Annotated in this window: 21 protein-coding genes; 7 read left to right on the forward strand and 14 right to left on the reverse strand. The window is 34.5% G+C overall.

Annotation, left to right across the window (positions count from 1 at the left end; all coding sequences use genetic code 11):
* Position 1 precedes the first annotated feature (1 nt).
* Positions 2–373, reverse strand: a complete 372-nt coding sequence (rsfS, locus tag ACFX5F_RS04095; protein ID WP_379850162.1) for a ribosome silencing factor — start codon at positions 371–373, stop codon at positions 2–4.
* 95 nt (positions 374–468) lie between these two features.
* On the opposite strand from rsfS, the gene ACFX5F_RS04100 reads away from it, so the two are divergent.
* Positions 469–1,197, forward strand: a complete 729-nt coding sequence (locus ACFX5F_RS04100) for a biotin--[acetyl-CoA-carboxylase] ligase (protein ID WP_379850164.1) — start codon at positions 469–471, stop codon at positions 1,195–1,197.
* 67 nt (positions 1,198–1,264) lie between these two features.
* On the opposite strand, the gene ACFX5F_RS04105 is transcribed toward ACFX5F_RS04100, so the two are convergent.
* Together ACFX5F_RS04105 and pyrE are read right to left on the reverse strand one after the other, a co-directional pair.
* Entirely contained in the window at positions 1,265–1,657 is a 393-nt protein-coding gene (locus ACFX5F_RS04105; RefSeq protein WP_073207161.1) for an SRPBCC family protein, read from the reverse strand.
* 26 nt (positions 1,658–1,683) lie between these two features.
* Positions 1,684–2,325: an orotate phosphoribosyltransferase gene (pyrE, locus tag ACFX5F_RS04110; protein ID WP_379850166.1), complete on the reverse strand. Its 642-nt coding sequence runs from the start codon at positions 2,323–2,325 to the stop codon at positions 1,684–1,686.
* A 7-nt stretch (positions 2,326–2,332) separates the two neighbouring features.
* On the opposite strand from pyrE, the gene ACFX5F_RS04115 reads away from it, so the two are divergent.
* On the forward strand, positions 2,333–2,935 hold the full coding sequence (locus ACFX5F_RS04115; protein WP_073207155.1) for an NUDIX hydrolase: 603 nt from the start codon (positions 2,333–2,335) through the stop codon (positions 2,933–2,935).
* Between the two features lie 159 nt (positions 2,936–3,094).
* Here ACFX5F_RS04115 and ACFX5F_RS04120 read toward each other — a convergent pair whose 3' ends face one another.
* Positions 3,095–4,825: a M14 family metallopeptidase gene (locus ACFX5F_RS04120; RefSeq protein ID WP_379850169.1), complete on the reverse strand. Its 1,731-nt coding sequence runs from the start codon at positions 4,823–4,825 to the stop codon at positions 3,095–3,097.
* A 135-nt stretch (positions 4,826–4,960) separates the two neighbouring features.
* On the opposite strand from ACFX5F_RS04120, the gene ACFX5F_RS04125 reads away from it, so the two are divergent.
* A complete protein-coding gene (locus ACFX5F_RS04125; RefSeq protein WP_379850171.1) occupies positions 4,961–6,307 on the forward strand; it encodes a DEAD/DEAH box helicase in 1,347 nt (448 codons plus the stop codon).
* Between the two features lie 130 nt (positions 6,308–6,437).
* On the opposite strand, the gene ACFX5F_RS04130 is transcribed toward ACFX5F_RS04125, so the two are convergent.
* The 3 genes from ACFX5F_RS04130 to ACFX5F_RS04140 all read right to left on the reverse strand — a co-directional run bounded on the left by ACFX5F_RS04130 (position 6,438) and on the right by ACFX5F_RS04140 (position 8,626).
* Positions 6,438–7,016, reverse strand: coding sequence for a PhnA domain-containing protein (locus ACFX5F_RS04130; RefSeq protein WP_379850173.1), 579 nt, complete (start codon positions 7,014–7,016; stop codon positions 6,438–6,440).
* A gap of 90 nt (positions 7,017–7,106) precedes the next feature.
* Complete coding sequence (gene coaD, locus ACFX5F_RS04135) at positions 7,107–7,574, reverse strand: pantetheine-phosphate adenylyltransferase (RefSeq protein WP_379850175.1); 468 nt, start codon at positions 7,572–7,574, stop codon at positions 7,107–7,109.
* A gap of 80 nt (positions 7,575–7,654) precedes the next feature.
* On the reverse strand, positions 7,655–8,626 hold the full coding sequence (locus ACFX5F_RS04140) for a D-alanine--D-alanine ligase (RefSeq protein ID WP_379850177.1): 972 nt from the start codon (positions 8,624–8,626) through the stop codon (positions 7,655–7,657).
* A 304-nt stretch (positions 8,627–8,930) separates the two neighbouring features.
* Between ACFX5F_RS04140 and ACFX5F_RS04145 the strand changes: the two genes are divergently transcribed.
* The 3 genes from ACFX5F_RS04145 to ACFX5F_RS04155 all read left to right on the forward strand — a co-directional run bounded on the left by ACFX5F_RS04145 (position 8,931) and on the right by ACFX5F_RS04155 (position 11,557).
* A complete protein-coding gene (locus tag ACFX5F_RS04145) occupies positions 8,931–9,554 on the forward strand; it encodes a PASTA domain-containing protein (RefSeq protein ID WP_379850179.1) in 624 nt (207 codons plus the stop codon).
* A complete protein-coding gene (locus ACFX5F_RS04150; RefSeq protein WP_379850181.1) occupies positions 9,544–10,584 on the forward strand; it encodes an RluA family pseudouridine synthase in 1,041 nt (346 codons plus the stop codon). Before ACFX5F_RS04145 ends, ACFX5F_RS04150 begins: the two co-directional genes overlap by 11 nt.
* A gap of 418 nt (positions 10,585–11,002) precedes the next feature.
* Positions 11,003–11,557 (forward strand): C40 family peptidase, encoded by a 555-nt coding sequence (locus ACFX5F_RS04155; RefSeq protein ID WP_379850183.1) that lies wholly within the window; start codon positions 11,003–11,005, stop codon positions 11,555–11,557.
* Between the two features lie 110 nt (positions 11,558–11,667).
* Here ACFX5F_RS04155 and ACFX5F_RS04160 read toward each other — a convergent pair whose 3' ends face one another.
* The 7 genes from ACFX5F_RS04160 to ACFX5F_RS04190 all read right to left on the reverse strand — a co-directional run bounded on the left by ACFX5F_RS04160 (position 11,668) and on the right by ACFX5F_RS04190 (position 19,067).
* Entirely contained in the window at positions 11,668–12,729 is a 1,062-nt protein-coding gene (locus ACFX5F_RS04160; RefSeq protein WP_379850185.1) for an alkaline phosphatase D family protein, read from the reverse strand.
* 18 nt (positions 12,730–12,747) lie between these two features.
* Entirely contained in the window at positions 12,748–13,149 is a 402-nt protein-coding gene (locus ACFX5F_RS04165) for a glyoxalase superfamily protein (protein ID WP_379850187.1), read from the reverse strand.
* A 22-nt stretch (positions 13,150–13,171) separates the two neighbouring features.
* Entirely contained in the window at positions 13,172–13,963 is a 792-nt protein-coding gene (locus ACFX5F_RS04170) for a transglutaminase domain-containing protein (protein WP_379850189.1), read from the reverse strand.
* Between the two features lie 228 nt (positions 13,964–14,191).
* Complete coding sequence (locus ACFX5F_RS04175) at positions 14,192–15,610, reverse strand: adenosine deaminase (RefSeq protein WP_379850191.1); 1,419 nt, start codon at positions 15,608–15,610, stop codon at positions 14,192–14,194.
* 306 nt (positions 15,611–15,916) lie between these two features.
* Positions 15,917–17,155 carry an NAD(P)/FAD-dependent oxidoreductase gene (locus ACFX5F_RS04180; protein ID WP_379850193.1) on the reverse strand — a complete coding sequence of 413 codons (1,239 nt, stop codon included), beginning with the start codon at positions 17,153–17,155 and terminating at the stop codon, positions 15,917–15,919.
* Positions 17,156–17,260: 105 nt separating this feature from the next.
* A complete protein-coding gene (locus tag ACFX5F_RS04185) occupies positions 17,261–18,538 on the reverse strand; it encodes an MFS transporter (RefSeq protein WP_379850195.1) in 1,278 nt (425 codons plus the stop codon).
* Positions 18,525–19,067: a GNAT family N-acetyltransferase gene (locus ACFX5F_RS04190; RefSeq protein WP_379850197.1), complete on the reverse strand. Its 543-nt coding sequence runs from the start codon at positions 19,065–19,067 to the stop codon at positions 18,525–18,527. Before ACFX5F_RS04190 ends, ACFX5F_RS04185 begins: the two co-directional genes overlap by 14 nt.
* Before the next feature lie 162 nt (positions 19,068–19,229).
* On the opposite strand from ACFX5F_RS04190, the gene yaaA reads away from it, so the two are divergent.
* On the forward strand, positions 19,230–19,988 hold the full coding sequence (gene yaaA, locus ACFX5F_RS04195; protein WP_379850199.1) for a peroxide stress protein YaaA: 759 nt from the start codon (positions 19,230–19,232) through the stop codon (positions 19,986–19,988).
* The last annotated feature ends 63 nt before the right edge of the window (positions 19,989–20,051 follow it).

Genomic DNA, 20,051 nt, shown 5'->3' on the forward strand with positions numbered 1-20,051 from the left:
TTTAGTATTTGTTTTGGATCGTAGTGATTTTTGCATCACCCCAAAGGTTCTCAATATTGTAATATTCACGGATGTGTTTTTGGAAAACATGGACTACTATATTAACATAATCCATAAGAACCCATTCAGCATTATCAGTTCCTTCAACATGCCAAGGCTTGTCTTTCAATTCTTTTGATACTGTTTTTTGAATAGAGTTAACAATCGCGTTAACTTGTGTATTTGAATTACCATTGCAGATGATAAAATAGTCACAAACTGCCGTGTCTATTTCTCTTAAATCAAGAATATCAATATCATTTCCTTTTACCTCTTCAATCCCCTTAATGATGTTTGCCAACAGGTCATCATTATTTATAGTCTTTTTCGCCATGAATTATTTTTAAATAAGTTTGTAAAGTTACCATTTTTTGTGATTATTTTTGAACCTTAACACAATATTAAATTCTGTTTCACAAAATACGTTATATGAAACTAATCAAACTCGATGCCATAGATTCAACAAATGAGTTTCTCAAAGGATTATCGAACAAACATGAACTTGAAAATTTTACGGTCGTTACAGCTGAGAGTCAAACAAAAGGAAAAGGGCAAATGGGTGCCGTTTGGGCTTCTGAGACGGGTAAAAACTTAATATTGAGTGTTTTGATAAAGGACTTTTTATTAGATATTTGTCAGATTTATAATCTCAATATTATAGTCTCCCTTGCGGTAATTGAGGCTCTTGAATGCTGTAAGATTCCAGATCTTAGTATTAAATGGCCAAACGACATAATGTCATACAACAAAAAAATAGGTGGCATTTTGATTGAAAACAGTATCAAAAGTGACGCAAGTATTGTCTCTATTGTCGGTTTAGGCTTAAATGTGAACCAAACTAATTTTGAAAATTTGCCTAAAGCGTCATCAATGGCGGTTATTTGCAATGCAACATTTGATAAAGACGACCTGCTATTTATGATTATTGATAATTTAGAAAATAAGATTAAATTGTGGGAAAAGCAATCGGATTTTTTATGGTCAGATTACGTCAGTAAGTTATTTAAAAAAGGAATTCCGATGCCTTTCTCGAATCTGAATAATCAAAAATTTATGGGAATTATTCAAGGCATTTCTTCAATTGGTAAACTCGAAATTCTCTTGGAAGATGATATTATTTCTGAATTTGATATAAAAGAAATTCAAATGCTGTATTAAAAAAATATGTTTAAGATTGAATTTCGATTTCAATCTTAAACATATTAAATATCAAGTTTTGTATTAACTACAGTTTTACCATATTAGTGGCTAAAGTTTCAATAAATTTTCCGATGGGGCCTTTGATCATCATGGCCATCATGGGGTTAAAATCTCCTTCAAAATCAAGTTTAACATCACTCGAATTATCAGTAATTGCATTAATATTAGCAACTAGGGTAAATGGAAGTTTATCACTTGCAGCACCCAAAACAATTTTATTTGGCGCTACTTTTTCTTTCATTTTTAATTTTATTTCCGGCATACCTTTCAATCCAAAAATAAAAGCATCGTCACCGATAACTTCAAATTTTGCAATATTTTCAGGCATTAATTTTTCGAAATTTTGGACATTGCTCAATAAATCAAATAATTCTTGCGCTGATTTTTCGACAGTAACTTTTGGACTTTCTAAGTTCATATGTTTTTATAGTATTGAATTTCTATTTAGATGTTCCAAGTTGATGGACTCACATTCCATTCTCTTAAAGTTTGTTCTTCTTGTTCCGTAATGTATTTTTTGGCTACAGCCAAATTCAATAAATTTTGATAATTACTTAGCGTCAATAGATCGATATTGGCATTTTTAAAATTTTGGTCAGCAACATCAAATCCATAAGTGAATATTGCTGCCATCCCTTTTATATTTGCTCCTGCTGCGCGTAAAGCTTCAACGGCAAGTAAACTGCTATTCCCAGTGCTTATCAAGTCCTCTACAACGACTACATTTTGTCCTTTTTGTAAAAACCCTTCCACTTGGTTTAATCGTCCGTGTTTTTTTGCTTCTGGGCGAACATACACAAATGGTAACCCTAAACTCTCTGCAACTAGCATACCAATTCCGATTGCTCCCGTGGCTACACCGGCAATAACATCAGGTTTACCAAATTGTTTTTCAATATTTTTGGCAAATTCATCGCGGACATAATTTCTTATGGCTGGAAATGAGAGGATTAAACGATTATCGCAATATATTGGCGATTTCCATCCGGAAGCCCATGTAAAAGGATTTCCTGGATTCAATTTAATTGCATTTATTTGCAAAAGCAATTCGGCTGTTTTTTCGGCTGTCTCTTTATTAAAAATCATATTACAAATGTATAAAGTTTTTGTTAACGACAAACCACTTTTTTTGACAAATCACATCTCTAAAGAGACAGATTTTCAATTATTCTTGTTAGAGAGTATTGACATCGAGCAACTTATAGTGAAAATATTTCAAAATAAAATTCAAAAAGCCTACTTATATCATCCTGATGAAAGGGAAATTATGAAGACTTTGAAAGCTAAAATTCCGGTTACTAAAGCTGGAGGAGGCTTGGTTTACAATAAAAAAGGGGAGGTTTTATTTATTTTTAGAAACGGAAAATGGGATTTACCTAAAGGCGGAATCGAAAAAGGGGAAGAAATTGAAGACACGGCCATGCGTGAAGTAGAGGAAGAAACGGGTGTTAATCTCTTATCCATAAAACACAAACTGCAAAAAACCTATCACGTTTTTAGACGTAATGGAAAATATAAACTGAAAATTACGCATTGGTTCGAAATGCATTCTGATTTTGAAGGCACGCCTCAGGGACAATTAGAAGAAGGAATCGAAAAAGTGGCGTGGTTGAATCCAGATCAAATCCCGGAGGCTTTAAAAAACTCCTATGAAAACATAAAATTATTATTTGAAGAAGAAAAACTCCTGAGATAATAGTTACGCTCTGGACACCAATAATACTGATTAAACAGTTTTGCATTGCTTTGTAAGTAGATATTTAAAGTTAAACACGAATTTCACGAATTCGCACGAATAAATTTGTGCAAATTCGTGAAATTCATGTTTAATAAACGGTCCAATAGGAGTTTGTTTTTATTCTAAAATACGGTAAACGGGATATTGTAAATGGGCGGGTTCATAATAAATGGAATGCTTATAAACCCAGTCCAGTTGTGCTTCAGGTTTATTGATAAGGGAATTGTCAGTATGTTTTTGGTGTTCAAGTTGTGCTTTTAGCATTGGATTTTCTTTTAGAATTTTCGTCGCAGTGTCTTCAAAAACATAGTCTGAATATCCTTCCTTTTGCTGTAGCATCGTATCAAAAAAATTCCAATTAAAAAAAGAATCAATTCCTTCGGGCTCCAGAGTTTCCAATAAGTATTTGATTCCCTTTTGTTGTGTTGGAATAATATAATCCCCTTTGGCGAAAGCCACTTTTTCTATTTTAGAACTCACTTTTGTATTCCGATGTAAATAATGACCTTCGTAAGCTGATGTTGTCGTTTTGAAATCTGCAATTTTATAACTTTCAACTGCTATTATGGTGTCATTTTTAAGTTGGTTATACGTAATTGTATTAGTCTTTAATAAGTCGATTACGGGCCAGAAACCTTTAGGGATAATATAGGCTGTAGGGATAATTACCTCTTTTACAGATTTAAATTCCTTGATGTACGGAATGTACTTTTTGTATGGTTTTGTTCGGTCATAAAACAATCGATTTCCGGATGTCACATCACTTTTTTTATAAATTGCTTCATATCCCAAAAAAGAAAAAGGAATCGTTTTGGTACTGTCTAATTCCCATTTGATAGTGTACGATTTTTTAGGCCGGTATTGCTCTTCATTTTGCAAACGCAGTTGTTTGATTTTTTGAAAATTCGCATCCGTGTAATCAATAGCAGATCTCATGTATTCGTAAGTTACTTTCACCCGTTCCGCATATTTTTTCAACATGTGAGTTTCTACCACAAAGCCAATAGTATTGAACAGGGAAGTGTAACCGGTTGCAAATCGTGGACTTTCAAAAAACTGACCAAAACCTTTGTCTGGCGTGTCAGCAAAAGAATTAACATAAGGTGTCATTTCTATTTTCTTTTTTTGCAAGTCTTTGACTAACGCAGGCATCATTTCAGTATTTAAGAAATGACCCAAAACAGTGCCTAATTTATTGTGTTGTGTCATGATATAAGTTAGTTTGTATTGATAATCTGAGCCATTACTTACATGATTATCAATAAAAACATCTGCATTTATTTTATGAAAAATTTCTACAAAACTTTTTGTGTTTCGTGTATCTGATTTAATCAAATCTCGATTCAAATCATAGTTTCTGGCGTTGCCGCGAAAACCATATTCTTCAGGGCCGTCCTGATTGGCTCTTGAAGTAGAATTTCTATTTAAAGCTCCGCCAATGTTATAAATGGGAATACAAACGATGACCGTGTTTTTTGGCATTTTTATTTTTCCCAACGCCAAATCCCGAAACAACTGCATGCTTGCATCAATTCCGTCCGGTTCACCGGCATGAATACCGTTATTAATCAGAAGCACTACTTTATTTTTTTGAATTTCTTCAAAATCAAATTGTTTTTCAGGGTTGAAAGTCACTATGTGCAACCGTTCTCCACTGTCAGTCAAGCCCATTTCCTGCATCTTTATGGTGGGGAAATCATTGGCCAAAAGTTTGTAATACGCGATCGTTTCTTGATAGGTAGCCGATTGGTTTCCGTTTCCTTTTTCGAAAAAAGTATCGTATTTATGGGTGTTTTGTGCAAATAGGGAAATGGTAAGAAACAAAAATGGAATAGTGAAAAATCTCATAGCTTAGTTTTATAAACGGAAACCAAATATACTATATTTTCGATGCCTCTGTCAATACCAATTTCAATAAAAATAATAGTATAAATGAAAATTCATAACTCAAAATTATAAATTACCTTTGCCCAAATTGAAAAAATGAATAAGAAACACCATTCCAATAATATACTTTTAAATTTAGGTATTGAAAGCCTAAACGAAATGCAGGAAGTAGCCCAAGATGCCATCTTAAATGATAATAATGTTTTGTTGCTTTCGCCTACAGGATCTGGTAAAACCTTGGCTTTTTTATTGCCTATTTTAGAAATGTTACAACCTGAATTTCAATCGGTTCAATGTTTAATTTTAGTTCCCTCTCGTGAATTAGGATTACAGATTGAACAAGTTTGGAAAAAAATGGGAACTGATTATAAAGTAAATGTGTGCTATGGCGGGCATTCCATTGATACTGAAATAAAGAATTTAAGTAATCCACCAGCCGTTTTAATAGGAACGCCAGGGAGAATTGCTGATCATATTGACAGAGGAACTTTCCGCACTGATAAAATACAAACTTTGATTCTGGATGAATTTGATAAATCACTGCAATTGGGTTTCCATGAACAAATGTCGTTTATCATTGGAAAATTAACGAAATTGAACAAACGTGTTTTGGTTTCAGCTACTTCTGATATTGAGATTCCGAGATATACCAGAGTGGTAAATCCAACGATTCTGGATTTTATTCCAGAAAATGTAGAAGAATCGAACCTGTCCATGAAAATGGTGGTTTCGAAAGAAAAAGACAAAATAGGAAGTTTGTTCAACTTGATTTGTTCTTTGAAATCGCAATCGGCTATTGTTTTTTGCAATCATCGTGATGCGGCCGAACGTATCAGCGATACATTGAACGAAAAAGGAATTTATTCTACCTATTATCACGGAGGAATGGATCAGGACGAAAGAGAACGCGCTTTAATCCAGTTTCGTAACGGTAGCGTTAGTTATTTAGTGACAACAGATTTAGCTGCTCGTGGACTCGATATTCCTGAAATGAATCACGTTATTCACTATCATTTGCCATCCAAAGAAGACGAATTCACGCATAGAAACGGTAGAACGGCGCGTATGCTAGCTTCTGGAACCGCTTACATCATTGCCCACGAAAGCGAGAAAAAGATGGATTATATTGATTATGGTATGGAAGCTTTGAAAGTGGAAAATTCTACTTCATTGCCAAAACCACCTGAATTTCAAACGATATACATCAGTGGCGGAAAGAAAAATAAACTGAATAAAATTGATATCGTAGGTTTCTTTTCTCAAAAAGGAAAACTGGAAAAAGGCGATTTAGGATTGATTGAAGTGAAAGATTTTATCTCTTTTGCTGCCGTGAAATTCAATAAAGTAAAAGAGTTACTCCATGCCATTAAAGATGAAAAAATGAAAGGCAAGAAGTTCAAAATTGAAGTGGCCCGAAAAGTGATTAAGAAAGAAGAAGAATAATTAGTATTCAGTGATCAGTGTTCAGTTTTTAGTGAACAGAAAAAACATTCTAACAATAAAAAAATCGTTTATAGTAAATTTGATTTACTATAAACGATTTTTTGCTATAAGGACCAATGACCAATGATGACTATATCTTTTTCACGTATTGTGTAATAATTACAATAGTCTGACCATCTACTTTTCCTTCGATATATTCAGCATTTTCGTGATCTAATCGTATATTACGCACTGCAGTTCCCTGTTTAGCAACCATGCTTGATCCTTTTACTTTTAAATCTTTGATTAAAACTACTGAATCACCGTGTTCTAGAATTACTCCATTGCTGTCACGGTGTATAATTTTATTCTCATCATCTTCTCCTTCACCAGTTGCTTGAGCCCAGACTAAAGTATCTTCGTCTAAATACATTTGCTCCAACAATTCTTGCGGCCAACCATTTTTACGTAAACGGCTTAACATTCTCCAAGAAACAACTTGTACTGGAGTATGTTCGCTCCACATACTGTCGTTTAGACATCTCCAGTGGTTTAAATCTTCATGTCCTGCATTTTCTATTTGGTCAATACAGGTGCTGCAAGCCAATATACTTTCATCTATTCCTCCCTTTTTTGTTGGGAGCACTTCATACACTTTTAGGTTTTCAGTTGCTCCACAAAGTTCACATTTTGATCCGCTGCGTTTATTTAATTCTCTTTCTACACTCATGTCTAATGGCTTTTATTTCTGTCAAAAATACGGCTAAATAGCACTTTTTACAAATTTATATTTAAGTTAGGATTGTGTTTCTTTTGTATTTTATAAATATACATCTTTCACTCTTACTGCATCTGGAACCAGCATTTCGTATTGTCCGCCATTGCGAATTACATCTCTCACAATACTGGAACTGATGTAAGAAGTACTTGCAGCAGTCAATAAAAATACGGTTTCTATTTTTGACAAACGTCGATTGGTGTGAGCAATGGCTTTTTCAAATTCGAAATCGGCGGGATTGCGTAAACCACGAAGTATGAAGTCCGCTTTTATTTTATGACACAAATCAATCGTTAAACCTTCATAAGTTATAACCGAAACTTTAGGTTCGTTTTTGAATGTTTCTTCGATAAAACGTTTTCTTTCTTCTAAGGGAAACATGTATTTTTTTTCAGCATTGATACCAATCGCAATTACGATTTCATCAAATAACGAAATGCTTCTTTTGATGATGTCTTCATGACCTAAGGTAATGGGATCAAATGATCCAGGAAATATGGCTTTTTTCATTTGTTTTATATGAGGTTCTAAGGTTCTGAGTTACTAAGGTTCTGAGGTCTTAGCACCTTAGAAACTTACTTTCTTAGTATCTATACTAAAGCCAATTCTATCGCATTAGAAAACAAATCTTCCAATGAAATTCCGGCAGCCTTGGCTTGTTGCGGAATAAGGCTTTCAGTAGTAAGCCCGGGAATAGTGTTCATCTCGAGCATGTGCGGTTCACCGTTTACGATGATAAACTCACTTCTGGAGAAGCCTTTCATTTTTAGCACTTCGTAAGCACGTTTGGCTATTTCGCTGACTTTTTGGGTCATTTCATCCGAGATTCTCGCGGGTGTAATTTCCTGTGATTTACCCAAATATTTGGCTTCATAATCGAAGAAATCATTGTCTGAAACTATTTCGGTTATGGGTAAAACGGTTACCGTTCCTTTGTAATTAATGACTCCGACGGAAACTTCAGTACCATCAAGGAAACTTTCTATGATGATTTCGTTGTCTTCTTTGTAGGCAATTTCGATTGCGATAGGCAATTCGGCAGCCGTTTTAACTTTTGAAATCCCGAAGCTGGAACCGGCTTTATTCGGTTTTACAAAACAAGGCAAACCTACTTTGGCTACAATTTCTTTAGTATTGATGCTATCACCTTTATTTAAATAATAGGATATAGCTGTTTTGATTCCGTATGGTTTTAAGACAGATAGTAAATCACGTTTGTTAAAAGTTAATGCGGCTTGATAATAATCACATGATGTTTGTGGAATATTTAGCAATTCTAAATACGCTTGCATTAATCCGTCTTCGCCCGGAGTGCCGTGGATCGCATTAAAAACACAGTCGAAAGTGATTTTAGCTTCGTCTACTGTTACTGAAAAATCATTTTTATCAATAGGAAATTCAACATTATTAACATCTACATAAACCCATTTTTCCTTGAAAATATGGATTTGGAATCCGTTGAATTTATTTCTGTCCAGAAATTGATATACGACGTTTCCGCTAATTAGTGAGATTTTGTACTCGCTGGAATAGCCGCCCATAATAATAGCAATGTTTTTCATTGTTGTAGTTTAAGTTTATCCTCTACTCAGTCCTTTCCAAAGGAGCGGGTTAAGAAAACGGATTATTTTAGAATTGGTATAAGAACAGTTTTATTGAATGCTATTTGTTTTTAGCCCCGATAGCAGTGTAAATCCTTTTTGTACGCCTTTTCGGCGGATAAAAAGATTGCAACGAATAGCGGGAAATGGCTCCATACTTCGACTACGCTCAGGATTACAAATGAATCACATATATTATTAAACAAAATTATCATTTTTTTTGAAACGAAATAGGTTTATCTTTGCCACATATAAAAATAAATTTATGAGTTTACGTAAGTATCTTACAAGCCGTGTATTTTTTCTACAAGCATTATCTGCTCTTGCTATTATTGCCGTTTTGGGCTATTTGTTTATGCATTGGTTAACTTTTACGACTGATCATGGTCATGAGATAACGGTGCCGGATTTGAGAAAATTGACTGTGGAACAGGTGGAGGAGAAGCTTGATGCGCTTGATTTAGATTATGTGCTATTGGATAGCGTAGATTTTAGAAATGAATTTCCTAAGTTTAGTGTGGTAGAGCAGGATCCTTTGCCAGGCGCTAAAGTAAAAGTGGGTAGAAAAGTATATATCAAAATTAATGCATCAGGGTTTTCATCCGTAAAAATTCCGGATTTAATTGAAAAAACATACCGTGAAGCGGTTCCAACTTTGAAAGCATTGGGACTTGAAGAAGGAACGATTACTTATATTCCGAATCTAGGAAAAGATATGGTTCTGGAAATGCGTTACAAGGGAAGAAACTTGAAAGTGGGAGACAGAGTATTGAAATCGTCTAAAATTGATTTGGTTTTAGGAGATGGAAAAGCGAGTTATGTAGATGAAAGTGTAGTAGATAGTGTAGCAAAACCAGTAGAAGAACAAGTACCAGCAAATGAACAGTAATATAGAAACAATAGATTTAGAAGAGGAGTTATTTGAACATTTTAGATTTGAAGTTCCTAAAGGCCAAGCGTCTTTGCGAATTGATAAATACCTGATGAGTTTAATACAAAATGCGACTCGGAATAAAATACAAACAGCAGCCACCGAAGGAAATATTTTTGTAAATGACGTTATTGTTAGGTCAAATTACAAAGTAAAAGCCAATGATGTGTTGCGCGTAATGTTATCGCATCCACCGTTTGAAAATCATATTATCCCGGAGAACATCCCGCTTGATATTGTTTATGAGGACGAAGCGTTGTTGTTGATAAACAAAGAGCCAGGAATGGTGGTTCATCCCGGACATGGTAATTATACAGGGACTTTAGTGCATGCTTTGGCGTATCATTTCGATAATTTGCCAATGAACAGCAGCGAACGTCCAGGTCTCGTTCATAGAATTGACAAAGACACTTCTGGTTTATTGGTGATTGCCAAAACCGAAGCGGCGATGACGCATCTTGCCAAACAATTTGAAGCTAAAACTTCAGAAAGGGAATATATCGCTTTGGTTTGGGGAAATGTAATTGCTGATCAAGGTACGATTGAAGGAAATGTGGCTCGCCACGTAAAAGACCGAATGCAAATGGCGGTTTTTGCTGATCCAGAAATAGGAAAACCTGCTGTGACACATTATAAAGTGCTAGAGCGTTTTGGTTATGTGACTTTAATTTCATGCCAACTTGAAACCGGTAGAACGCACCAAATACGTGTTCACTTAAAACATATTGGTCACACTTTGTTTAATGACGAGCGTTATGGCGGTCACTTGATTTTGAAAGGAACGACGTTTACCAAATACAAACAGTTTATAGAAAATTGCTTTAAGGCATTACCACGTCAAGCATTGCACGCCAAAACTTTGGGCTTTGTGCATCCTACAACAGGAGAAATGAGGCGTTTTGATACGGAACTTCCGCAGGATTTTCAGGATTGTATCGAGAAATGGCGAGGATATTCGAAATCCCATGGCACGGAAGAAGAAAGTTAAATTATAAAAATCCGCTTTGTGGCCTATTCGTTTGGTCACAAGTTTAAACTGCGACACAGATAATACTGATTAAAGAGATTTAACTGATTTTTAAGCCAGTATTAAAAAGTTAAACACGAATTTCACGAATTTCCACGAATTAATTTGTGGAAATTAGTGAAATTTGTGTTTGATATCCTATCCAATTTTTGTGTCCTTACGATTGTCAGATTGGGAAGTTTAGTTTGTGGTATGTTTATTATATGTAGTTGATTTCCTGGGTTTTTCGGCCCCTCTTACTTTAAATCATATAAATCAGTTAGATTTGTAAAGGGCAAGTTAGATAGCATTCTGATAATCAAACTTATTCAATTGTGAAAACAACATACATATGCACCCGTTTTATAAACATGAAGTGTGTTAATTTAATTCTACTATTATGACATTTAAAAAGATAAATTTCTTAAAACCTGAGACTATCACTGTTTTATCCCTTCTTATTTTATGCAGCGTTGCGTATGGTTCATCGAGAGCAGCTACCTTTTTACCACATGAGAATGCAACTACAGTCAAAGACACAGTGATAGTTCCAACTGAAAGTGATGTGTACTGTGGAGATAAGATTGTGAGCTTTGGAATGAGTTTATTAGGAACGCCTTATGTTGCAGCCGGCTCCAGCAAGAAAGGATTTGACTGTTCAGGTTTTGTTTACTATGTTTTCAATCATTTTAAAATTCAGGTGCCAAGAAGCTCTTCAGAATTTAAGAATTTTGGGAAAGAAATCCCGATTGGCAGTGTGAAAAAAGGAGATATTCTGTTGTTTTTGAGTCCTACTAGAAACGTTATTGGCCATATAGGCATAGTTACAAATCCAAACGGAATGGAAAGTGATTTTATACACTCGTCCTCAGGTCGTGAAATGAAAGTGATTATTACAAGTCTGAAAAAGCCGGGATATACGCGTAGATTCGTAAAAGCAATACGTGTTTTGTGAAGAAATAATGCTTAAGATTGAGATTTGGATGTTGATTTTTGCGTAAAGCAAATAGCATTAGACTACTATCACTTAATGAGGTTTTAATAATAATTTATTCTCACAAAAAACTACTTCTTAAACCTAATTTCATCCAAGCCAATCGTGTATTCCGCGCGCTGATTGTCATTGATATCCCAAATTTCCATTTTTATTTCTGGGATTTTCTTTTTCCATTCTATAGTTAATAAGCCAAAATGGTTTTCCATAATAGGGCCTTCAATCCTGTTTTTGTTTGGTGTTGCAAAATGCCAAGTCGAGGAAAGTCCGCTGGAAGTAAAGTCGTAAATAGGATATAATCCAGGGTCGGTAAGTTTAGAGATTTCGGCATAATGCACGTCTCCGCTTAAAAACAAAACGCCGTTTGCTTTCGTTTTTTTGATTAAATCTAAGAACCTTTTTTGCTCTAGCGGAAAATTAGCCCAGCCTTCATAGCCGTTGTATTCAATCCCAAACTGCGAACCCGAGCCAATCAGTCGTAAGTCAGCAGGTTTCTTTAATTCTTCTTCCAGCCATTTCCATTGTGCCGCTCCTAAATAAGTGGAGTCCGGATTTTGTTGTGGCGCATAATCTAAGCTGTAAAAATACCTTTTATCACTTGCGACTTCACCGTTGTATTTCTTGTAATTGTCTCTGAAAGTGCGATTGTCCAGCAAGATAATCTGCACTTTTTTTCCTTTGTTTTCATACATATAGGAAGTGTAAACACCTTCGTGTTTTCGTCTTTCTGATTTTTCAGGTTCATTAAAAAACTTCAGGAAAATTTCTTTCGATGCTGCTTTTTTAGGATAATGCCTGCCAGCATCATTTTGTCCGTAATCGTGATCGTCCCAAGTTGCAATTATAGGTACATTGTTTTTCAAATTTTGAAATGTAGGCTTAGAAGCCATTCTATCGTATTTGGATTGCAGTGTATTCATATTGTCCGTGTCGCCGTATATGTTGTCGCCAAGGAACACGAATAAATCAGGTTTGTGTTTTACCACAATATCAAAAATAGGTAACCGATCACTTTGATTTGCACAAGATCCAAAGGCTATTTTTGAAATATTTTTTTGAGCATAACCATTCCATGAAAGTAACGATAAAACAAATAATAGGACTTGTATTTTACGAGAATTATTTTGAATCATTGTGTGTTTTTTGTGTTTTTATATTTCCTCCGTAAAAGTTAGTCGGTTTCCAAAAGGATCAATTGCTTCCATGCATATAATCTTTGGGCTCCACGAAGCGTTGTCTAAACTGGGTATGTTGAATTTGTAGTTTTTGGAGAGCAGCTTTTCGTGATAGGCTGCAAGATTGTTGAAGTTCTCAATATGAATCCGTGCTCCGGGACTGCAATCGCCGTGATGTTCTGTTAAATGAATAACGATTCCTTCAAGGGATATTTGCAAATAGATAGGAGAGTTGTCTGGTTTATTCTCCCAGTCAATTGTAAATCCAAGCCAATCGATGTAAAATTCTTTGGCTTTTACGTAATCAAAAATTCTAAAGAGAGGTCTCGCAATGGCCATGAGTAGTTGTAAATAATTTTGTATTCCAAATATAATCAAATTGAATTGAGTACCGATCTATTTAGTTGTATTTGGGAAACTCATAAGCATAACTATTTCCGGTGAGATATACTAAACCATGAATAATTGACTCCGGAAGAAATCCCAGTTTGTCTAAATAATAGTCATAGGTTTTGTTGCGATAGTTCGTTATTATAAAAGGAGAGGATTTAGAAATAAGATATAAGTCATTTATGTTTTCTTTGTCTATTGTGAAATTTTTGTTGAATTTAGAATAATAGATTTCTTTATTTTCTTGTTTTAAATGAATTAATTCACAAACGGATAAGGGCAGTTTTGGACTGATGTGATAAAAAAAAATAGATTTGGATACATCAATAATAATCCACTTTTGAAATTCTTTACAATACACTTCGTTGAAAGAATGCCCACCTAAAAGGCTTGGTTTTCCGGTATTAATTTTTAGTCCCCATTCTTTCACTTTTAAATCATTTATGACGCAGAAGTTATTAAAAATTTGTGAGAAATCACTGCAAACTCCTCCTTCGCCTTTAATCATTTTGCGTAGCGCATTTTCAGAAGATTTACCCAGTCCAGGTCCGCCTTTAATATTATTTCGTAGCCATTTTGCTATTTTTTTTACCTTTTCGATATCGCTTAATGGAGCTTTCTTTTTGGCTAAAATGATATTGTTTAGTTGATAATAAATAGCGGGAATATCCTTTTTCTTATTTAATCCATTATAGCAAAAACTATCAGCGCGATCACTCGAGACGTTCTTAGATATCAATTTAAATCGGATTTTAAATAATAATGGATGTCTTCGTAAATACCAAAGTAAAGCTCTACTCATTTTCAATAATTTATCTTGTTACCAAACAATTAAAACTTCGAAATTCTAAATTATTGGGATTTATTATGAAATGTAACTATCATGTAGTTAAGTAGGTAGTGTCAAATATAATAAAATAAAAGTTTTAAAAAACGAAATTTTATTTTTATTTTAATAGTGAACGGAAAATATAATAAGCCCCGAGTTGAGGCTTATTATTGCATTTGTAAAATAATTATGGGGAACTATTTATTTTTTTGGAAAATGAGATTCGAAAGTTTTAAATCTGGAATCTAAATTTTTTAGTAACTCTTTCTTTACTGAATTCTCTTGAATGAAACTGTAAGTGATGCTATTGTAAACAAATTGTTTGATATCCGCATAAGTGATGTTTTTGTATCTTTTAGCTAAAAGCACATACTGCTCAGTCAAATTGGTTCGTAGTATTCCCGCATCATCGGTACTAATCACTATTGGAACTCCAAACTCCTTGTACAATGACAAAGGATGACGGTTTTCTTTAACCTTTAAAATGAACTCATTGCTCACTAAGTTTATTTCAATTGGTATGTCTTTTTTAGACATATATCGCATTAAATCATACGAATCTTTCTCGTAGGCCATATCAACGCCATGACCGATTCGATTGGCTCCGGCAATATGAACAGCAGCATTTATATGCCAAGTCAGGTCTTCCGGTTGCACTAATCCCAAAGTAAGTTCACCGGCATGTAGCGTGTATTTTACATTTGCAAAACGGGAATGGCAGTATTCAAACATGACCATGTGCAGCCAGTAATCTTTCATGGAGGTTTCGCCATCTTCTGGAGAAACAATGTTTACGCCGGCCATAAGCGGGCTGTTTTCAGCCGAGATAAATGCAATCACCAGATTTTTAAATAAATCAACAGGTTCCATAAAACGCAAGACGAAATTTTGATAGCGCATCGTGAAACTTTTATCATCAATCTTAAGGTCATTGTGAAGTTTGGCTACAAAATTAGTATTGAAATCGGTAGCGTATGATTTTGCATTCTTTCGCTGAAAGGCATTGTAAACGGAATCCAAAGACTGCAGAATTCCTTTTTCGTCTTTTACCTTCGCTAATTGTCGCAATTGCGCATTGAATTTTGTCAAATCATCCGTATTCATAGAACAAGGAATCGTAGATAATTGGGTTTCAATATAACTTACATTTTCAGTAATGGCTCTGTTTTTGAGTTCCAATAATCCTTGCCCAAAATTCCCTTTAAGGGCTGGCTCAAACTTCATAAAAGATTCAAAAAACAACTTATCCGATGGATAATCAACATGATTATAGTCTTTAACAGACCATTTTTGCATGATTTTTTGTTTGTAAACGTCTAACGTTCCATTTCTTTTTAAGGTCGAAAATTGTTCCCAGCTTCCAGTTGATGGTTTTTCTTTTAAAACATCCATTGTTTCGGTGTTGAGATAAAAATTATCTGCAATGGCATGCGCTAATAAAGGTTCAGCGTAAATTGATCCGGAATAGTGGTGGTGCAAATCGCCTCCTTTTGGCATTTGAGAAAAGAAAGCAGTCAAAGCCGCTTCATTGTCTCTAATCTTTTCAAAATAGGTATTGGCGGATTGTGAATAACCAACATTTAATAAAATGGAAAGAAAAAAGGTGAGAAATAATTTCATAGAATATTTTTTATAGAAGGAATTGTTCGCGATGACCAAAAGTGGTTTGTTCTTTATTTTCTTAATTTAAAAAAATTAAAATTACACAAAGATGAATATTTTTGCTTGAATTTAAAAATTTAGGACATAAACTCTTATATTTTGAAACAGCGACATTAATTTTTGCCAAATTGAGTCGTGATTAAAAAAAATATTTTCCAGTCTGTGCGAAATAGGAAGCGTTCTATTTCCTCGGATTTTTTTTGAATTAAAATCTGAACAAAATATCCAATATGAGATCCTTCAAGTTTTAAAGAATTATACAAATTATAATTTCATCAATTCTGCTGCTAATCGACCGGTTTTTAAGGCGGCGTTTATAGAACCATTCAGCAAGTGGTCTCCACAAATAAATAGCGAATCAGAGATTTTTATTTCAGAAGCGTCAATTTCGTTCCTTACACTTTCCTGACTCGGCAACGCATATTCAATGCGATACGCTTTCAGCATTTTCCACGAAGTTACTTTTTGACCGTACCATTGTTTCAATTCTTGTTTTATGTTTTCGGCCAAAGTAGCATCATCAACAGTTGTGATTCCATTATAGGAAACGGAAATAAGCACTTTCCCTTTTGGAGCATAAGCATTAGAAACATTAGACATTACAGTCAAATTATTCACCCATTTCTTTTTGGTCGAAGCATTCAAAATGACAACCGCTTTTTTAGTTGGAGTTTCGTTTGCTACGAAATAGATATTTGTTACTTGATGCGACGTCATTTTTTGTTTCGGGAAGAATTGCTGTGTAAGGTTATTTGCGGTCGTAGCCAAAAGTATTTGGTTGGTTTCTACGACGTTTCCGTCGGCAGTTGTTACCGTATTCCCGTCAATAGAAACCACTTTTGTATTGTATTGAATACTGCCTTCTGGAAGCATAGCGACTAACTGTTTTGGTATTTCTTCCATTCCTAAAGCAGGAACAGCCACATCACCATCAGAAAACATTTTCATTACAAAATCGAACATTCTTCGAGAAGTGTTTAACTCATTTTCCAGAAAAATACCCGAAAGGAAAGGAGCATAAAAACGCTGAATCATTTTTGGACTAAAACCATAATCTTCTAGTTGCTTGCTGGTTGTTTGCTCGGGTTGTTCAAAAATTTCCTTAATGGTCAATTTTTGTAATTTATTTTTTAACCAAAGTGTATTAAGTTTGTCTTTCAACGTACCAACGGGAGCAAATAGAGTTGCTAATGCAGCCGAAGGTCTTCGCAATGGATCTGCGATTTCAAAACTGCCACCATCATACAGTACGGTCGCTCCAGGCAACATTTTCTTTAAGTTTAAAGCGTTGTAATTAAGTAATGCTTTTGTCTCGGGATATGCAGTCAAAAGGACCTGAAAACCTCTGTCAAGAAGGAAACCATCATGGGAATCAGTTTTTATTCTTCCGCCTGCTCGTTCACTAGCTTCTAATACTAATACCTTTCTACCTTGACGATGCAAATAAACTGCAGCTGATAATCCGGCGAGTCCCCCTCCAACAATAATTACATCCTGTTTCATATTTTTTGAAATGTTTTATACAAAAATAAGGCAAATAGACTTTAAAAAGAAAGCGCTTTTCGCTATTAATTAAGAAGTAAAGTGTATTGTTATTATTTAAAAAAATTAAAGGAAAGCCGGAGATTCCTGTTCTGAATAATTCAAATCGGTATGAAAGGTTTCTTTTAATTTCCAAAGTGCCAAAATTGAAATTACGGATAATATTGATCCCACAATCATCGCCGATTGCAGAATATTTCCATCAAAAACAGTATCCCTGAAAAACCCATAAATTAGAATAATCAGCGGCAATGAACCTCGAACAAAATTGGGAACTGTAGTCGTAACTGTTGCGCGAATATTGGTTCCAAATTGTTCTGCAGCAATGGTTACAAATAACACCCAATATCCTACAGAGAATCCCATGATAAAACAAAGCGTATAGAAAGAAGAAGCTGTAATTCCAAAAGCATTTAGGTATACAAAAATCATTACTAAATTAAAAATAAGAAACGAGTACATCACTTTTTTTCGACTTTTCAGCCACTGACTTAGCAACCCACTGGCAATATCTCCAAAAACCAGTCCACCGTAACACCATGCGATGGCTTTTCCTGCGGCAATAGTTTCAAAACCCTGAACACCTAATGCTTTGGCAAATTCAGGTGAAAAAGTAATCAATACGCCAACCAAAAACCACAATGGAATTCCGATAAGAATGCATTGAATGTATTTTGTAAAACGTTGTTTATTGGTAAATAAAGACAAAAAATCACCTTTCTTTTCCTCGCTTTCTTGTACTTTTTTGAACATGCCTGATTCGGAAATGCTGATTCTTAAAAAGAGTAATAGGATTCCCAAAACTCCTCCGGCATAGTAGCACAAGCGCCAATCCTGAAAAATTTGATAGACGAAGTAAGCGGCTACCGCTCCCGAAACACCTACCGAAGCGACAATCATCGTTCCATATCCTCGTTTTTCTTTAGGTAAACTTTCCGTTACCAAAGTAATTCCTGCGCCTAATTCGCCAGCAAGTCCAATTCCCGCAATCAACCTCCAGAAGGCGTATCCATCAACAGTAGTTACCATTCCGTTAGCAATATTAGCCACCGAATAAATTAAGATGGAACCAAACAAAACAGAAATACGCCCTTTTTTATCGCCTAAAATTCCCCAAAGAATCCCTCCAAAAAGCATCCCGAACATTTGCATGCTAATCAAATATTCTCCTTGATTTCTAATAGCATCTCCCGTGATTCCTAAATCTTTCAAACTATCGGTACGAACAATTCCAAAAAGTAATAAATCATAAATATCAACAAAATAGCCAAGAGCTGCTACAATTACGGCTGCATTAAGAATTGAAACCGGTTTTTTTATATCTGGGAAATTAGTGTTTTTCATTATGAATTTTATTTACATCCAATTTCATTAATAGGTCAGTTTGTTCTTCATCACCAAGAATAAAAACATGTTTATCAAAGGCCACGAAACCATTTTTGGTATAAAATTGCAATGCTCTGTGATTTTCCTCCCAAACGCCAAGCCAGATATAGTCTGAAGTGGTTTGTTGTGCAATCTGGATTGCTTTATCGAGCAATAATTGACCTACTTTTTTTCCGTGAAAAGCTTGTGAAACATATATTCTATGAATCTCTAAAGCACCATCATTTAGTATTTCGGTTTGTGCGTTACCAAAATTTATTTTTAAATAGCCAATGGGTTCTGAATCGGAATATGCTATAAAAAATTGAGATTTTGGATTGGTTAATTCCGAAGTTAATTGTTCCAAATTAAAACTTTCCCGATTGTAATTTTCAATGTTTTCGGGTGTGTTTACTTCAGCAAAAGTTTCAGAAAAGGTTTGGATGCTTATAATTTGTAATACTTCAAGGTCTGATAAAGAAGCTTTTTTAATTTCAATTTTAGACATAATAAATTGTAGTGGTTTTGGTTTGTTTCAATCAAAAATAGTAAAAATTTACTTGCAATGATTTATATTATCTATCCTATTATTAGACAAATCAATTCGTACAGACTCATTTCTTATTTTCAATTTGTACTTTTGAATCTGATACTAAAATTGAATCTGAATATGAAAATTGTTATATCGCCAGCCAAATCATTAAATTTCGAAAAAGAGTTACCTACGTCAAAGTATACTGAACCTTTATTTCTAAAAGAAGCGAGACAAGTTCACAAAGTTTTAAAAGAAAAAAAGCCTGCTGAATTATCTGATTTAATGAGCATTTCGGATAAACTTGCTGATTTGAATTGGAAACGCAATCAAGAATGGAAAACACCTTTCACTACAGAAAATGCCCGTCCAGCAGTTTTTACTTTTGACGGGGATGTGTATACCGGATTAGATGCCTATTCAATTCCAATCGAGAAATTAGAAGCGTTACAAGACAGTTTGAGAATATTGTCAGGTTTGTATGGATTGCTAAAGCCATTAGATTTGATGCAAGCTTATCGCTTAGAAATGGGAACAAAACTACCTATTGGTGAGCGCAAAAATTTATATGAATTTTGGAAAACTGCTGTTACAAAAGAATTGAATAAAGAACTTAAAAAAGGAGAATTGTTCCTCAATCTCGCCAGTACGGAGTATTTTTCAGTAATTGATGTCAAAGCCTTGATAGTTCCTGTGATTACCCCGGAATTCAAAGATTATAAAAATGGGAAACTTAAAATAATCAGTTTTTTTGCCAAGAAGGCTAGGGGAATGATGGTGCGGTATATTATTGATACGGATGCTAAAACCGTAGAAGATTTAAAAGGTTTCAATTACGAAGGCTATCAGTTTGACGCTAATTTATCAAAGGAAAATCATTTGGTTTTTACGCGGTAAAATCTATTAAATAAAACAAAAAAAAATGCCGATTTTATCAGGAAATCGGCAATTTTTTGTTTT

Source organism: Flavobacterium zhoui, from assembly GCF_042787235.1.
Lineage (GTDB): Bacteria > Bacteroidota > Bacteroidia > Flavobacteriales > Flavobacteriaceae > Flavobacterium > Flavobacterium zhoui.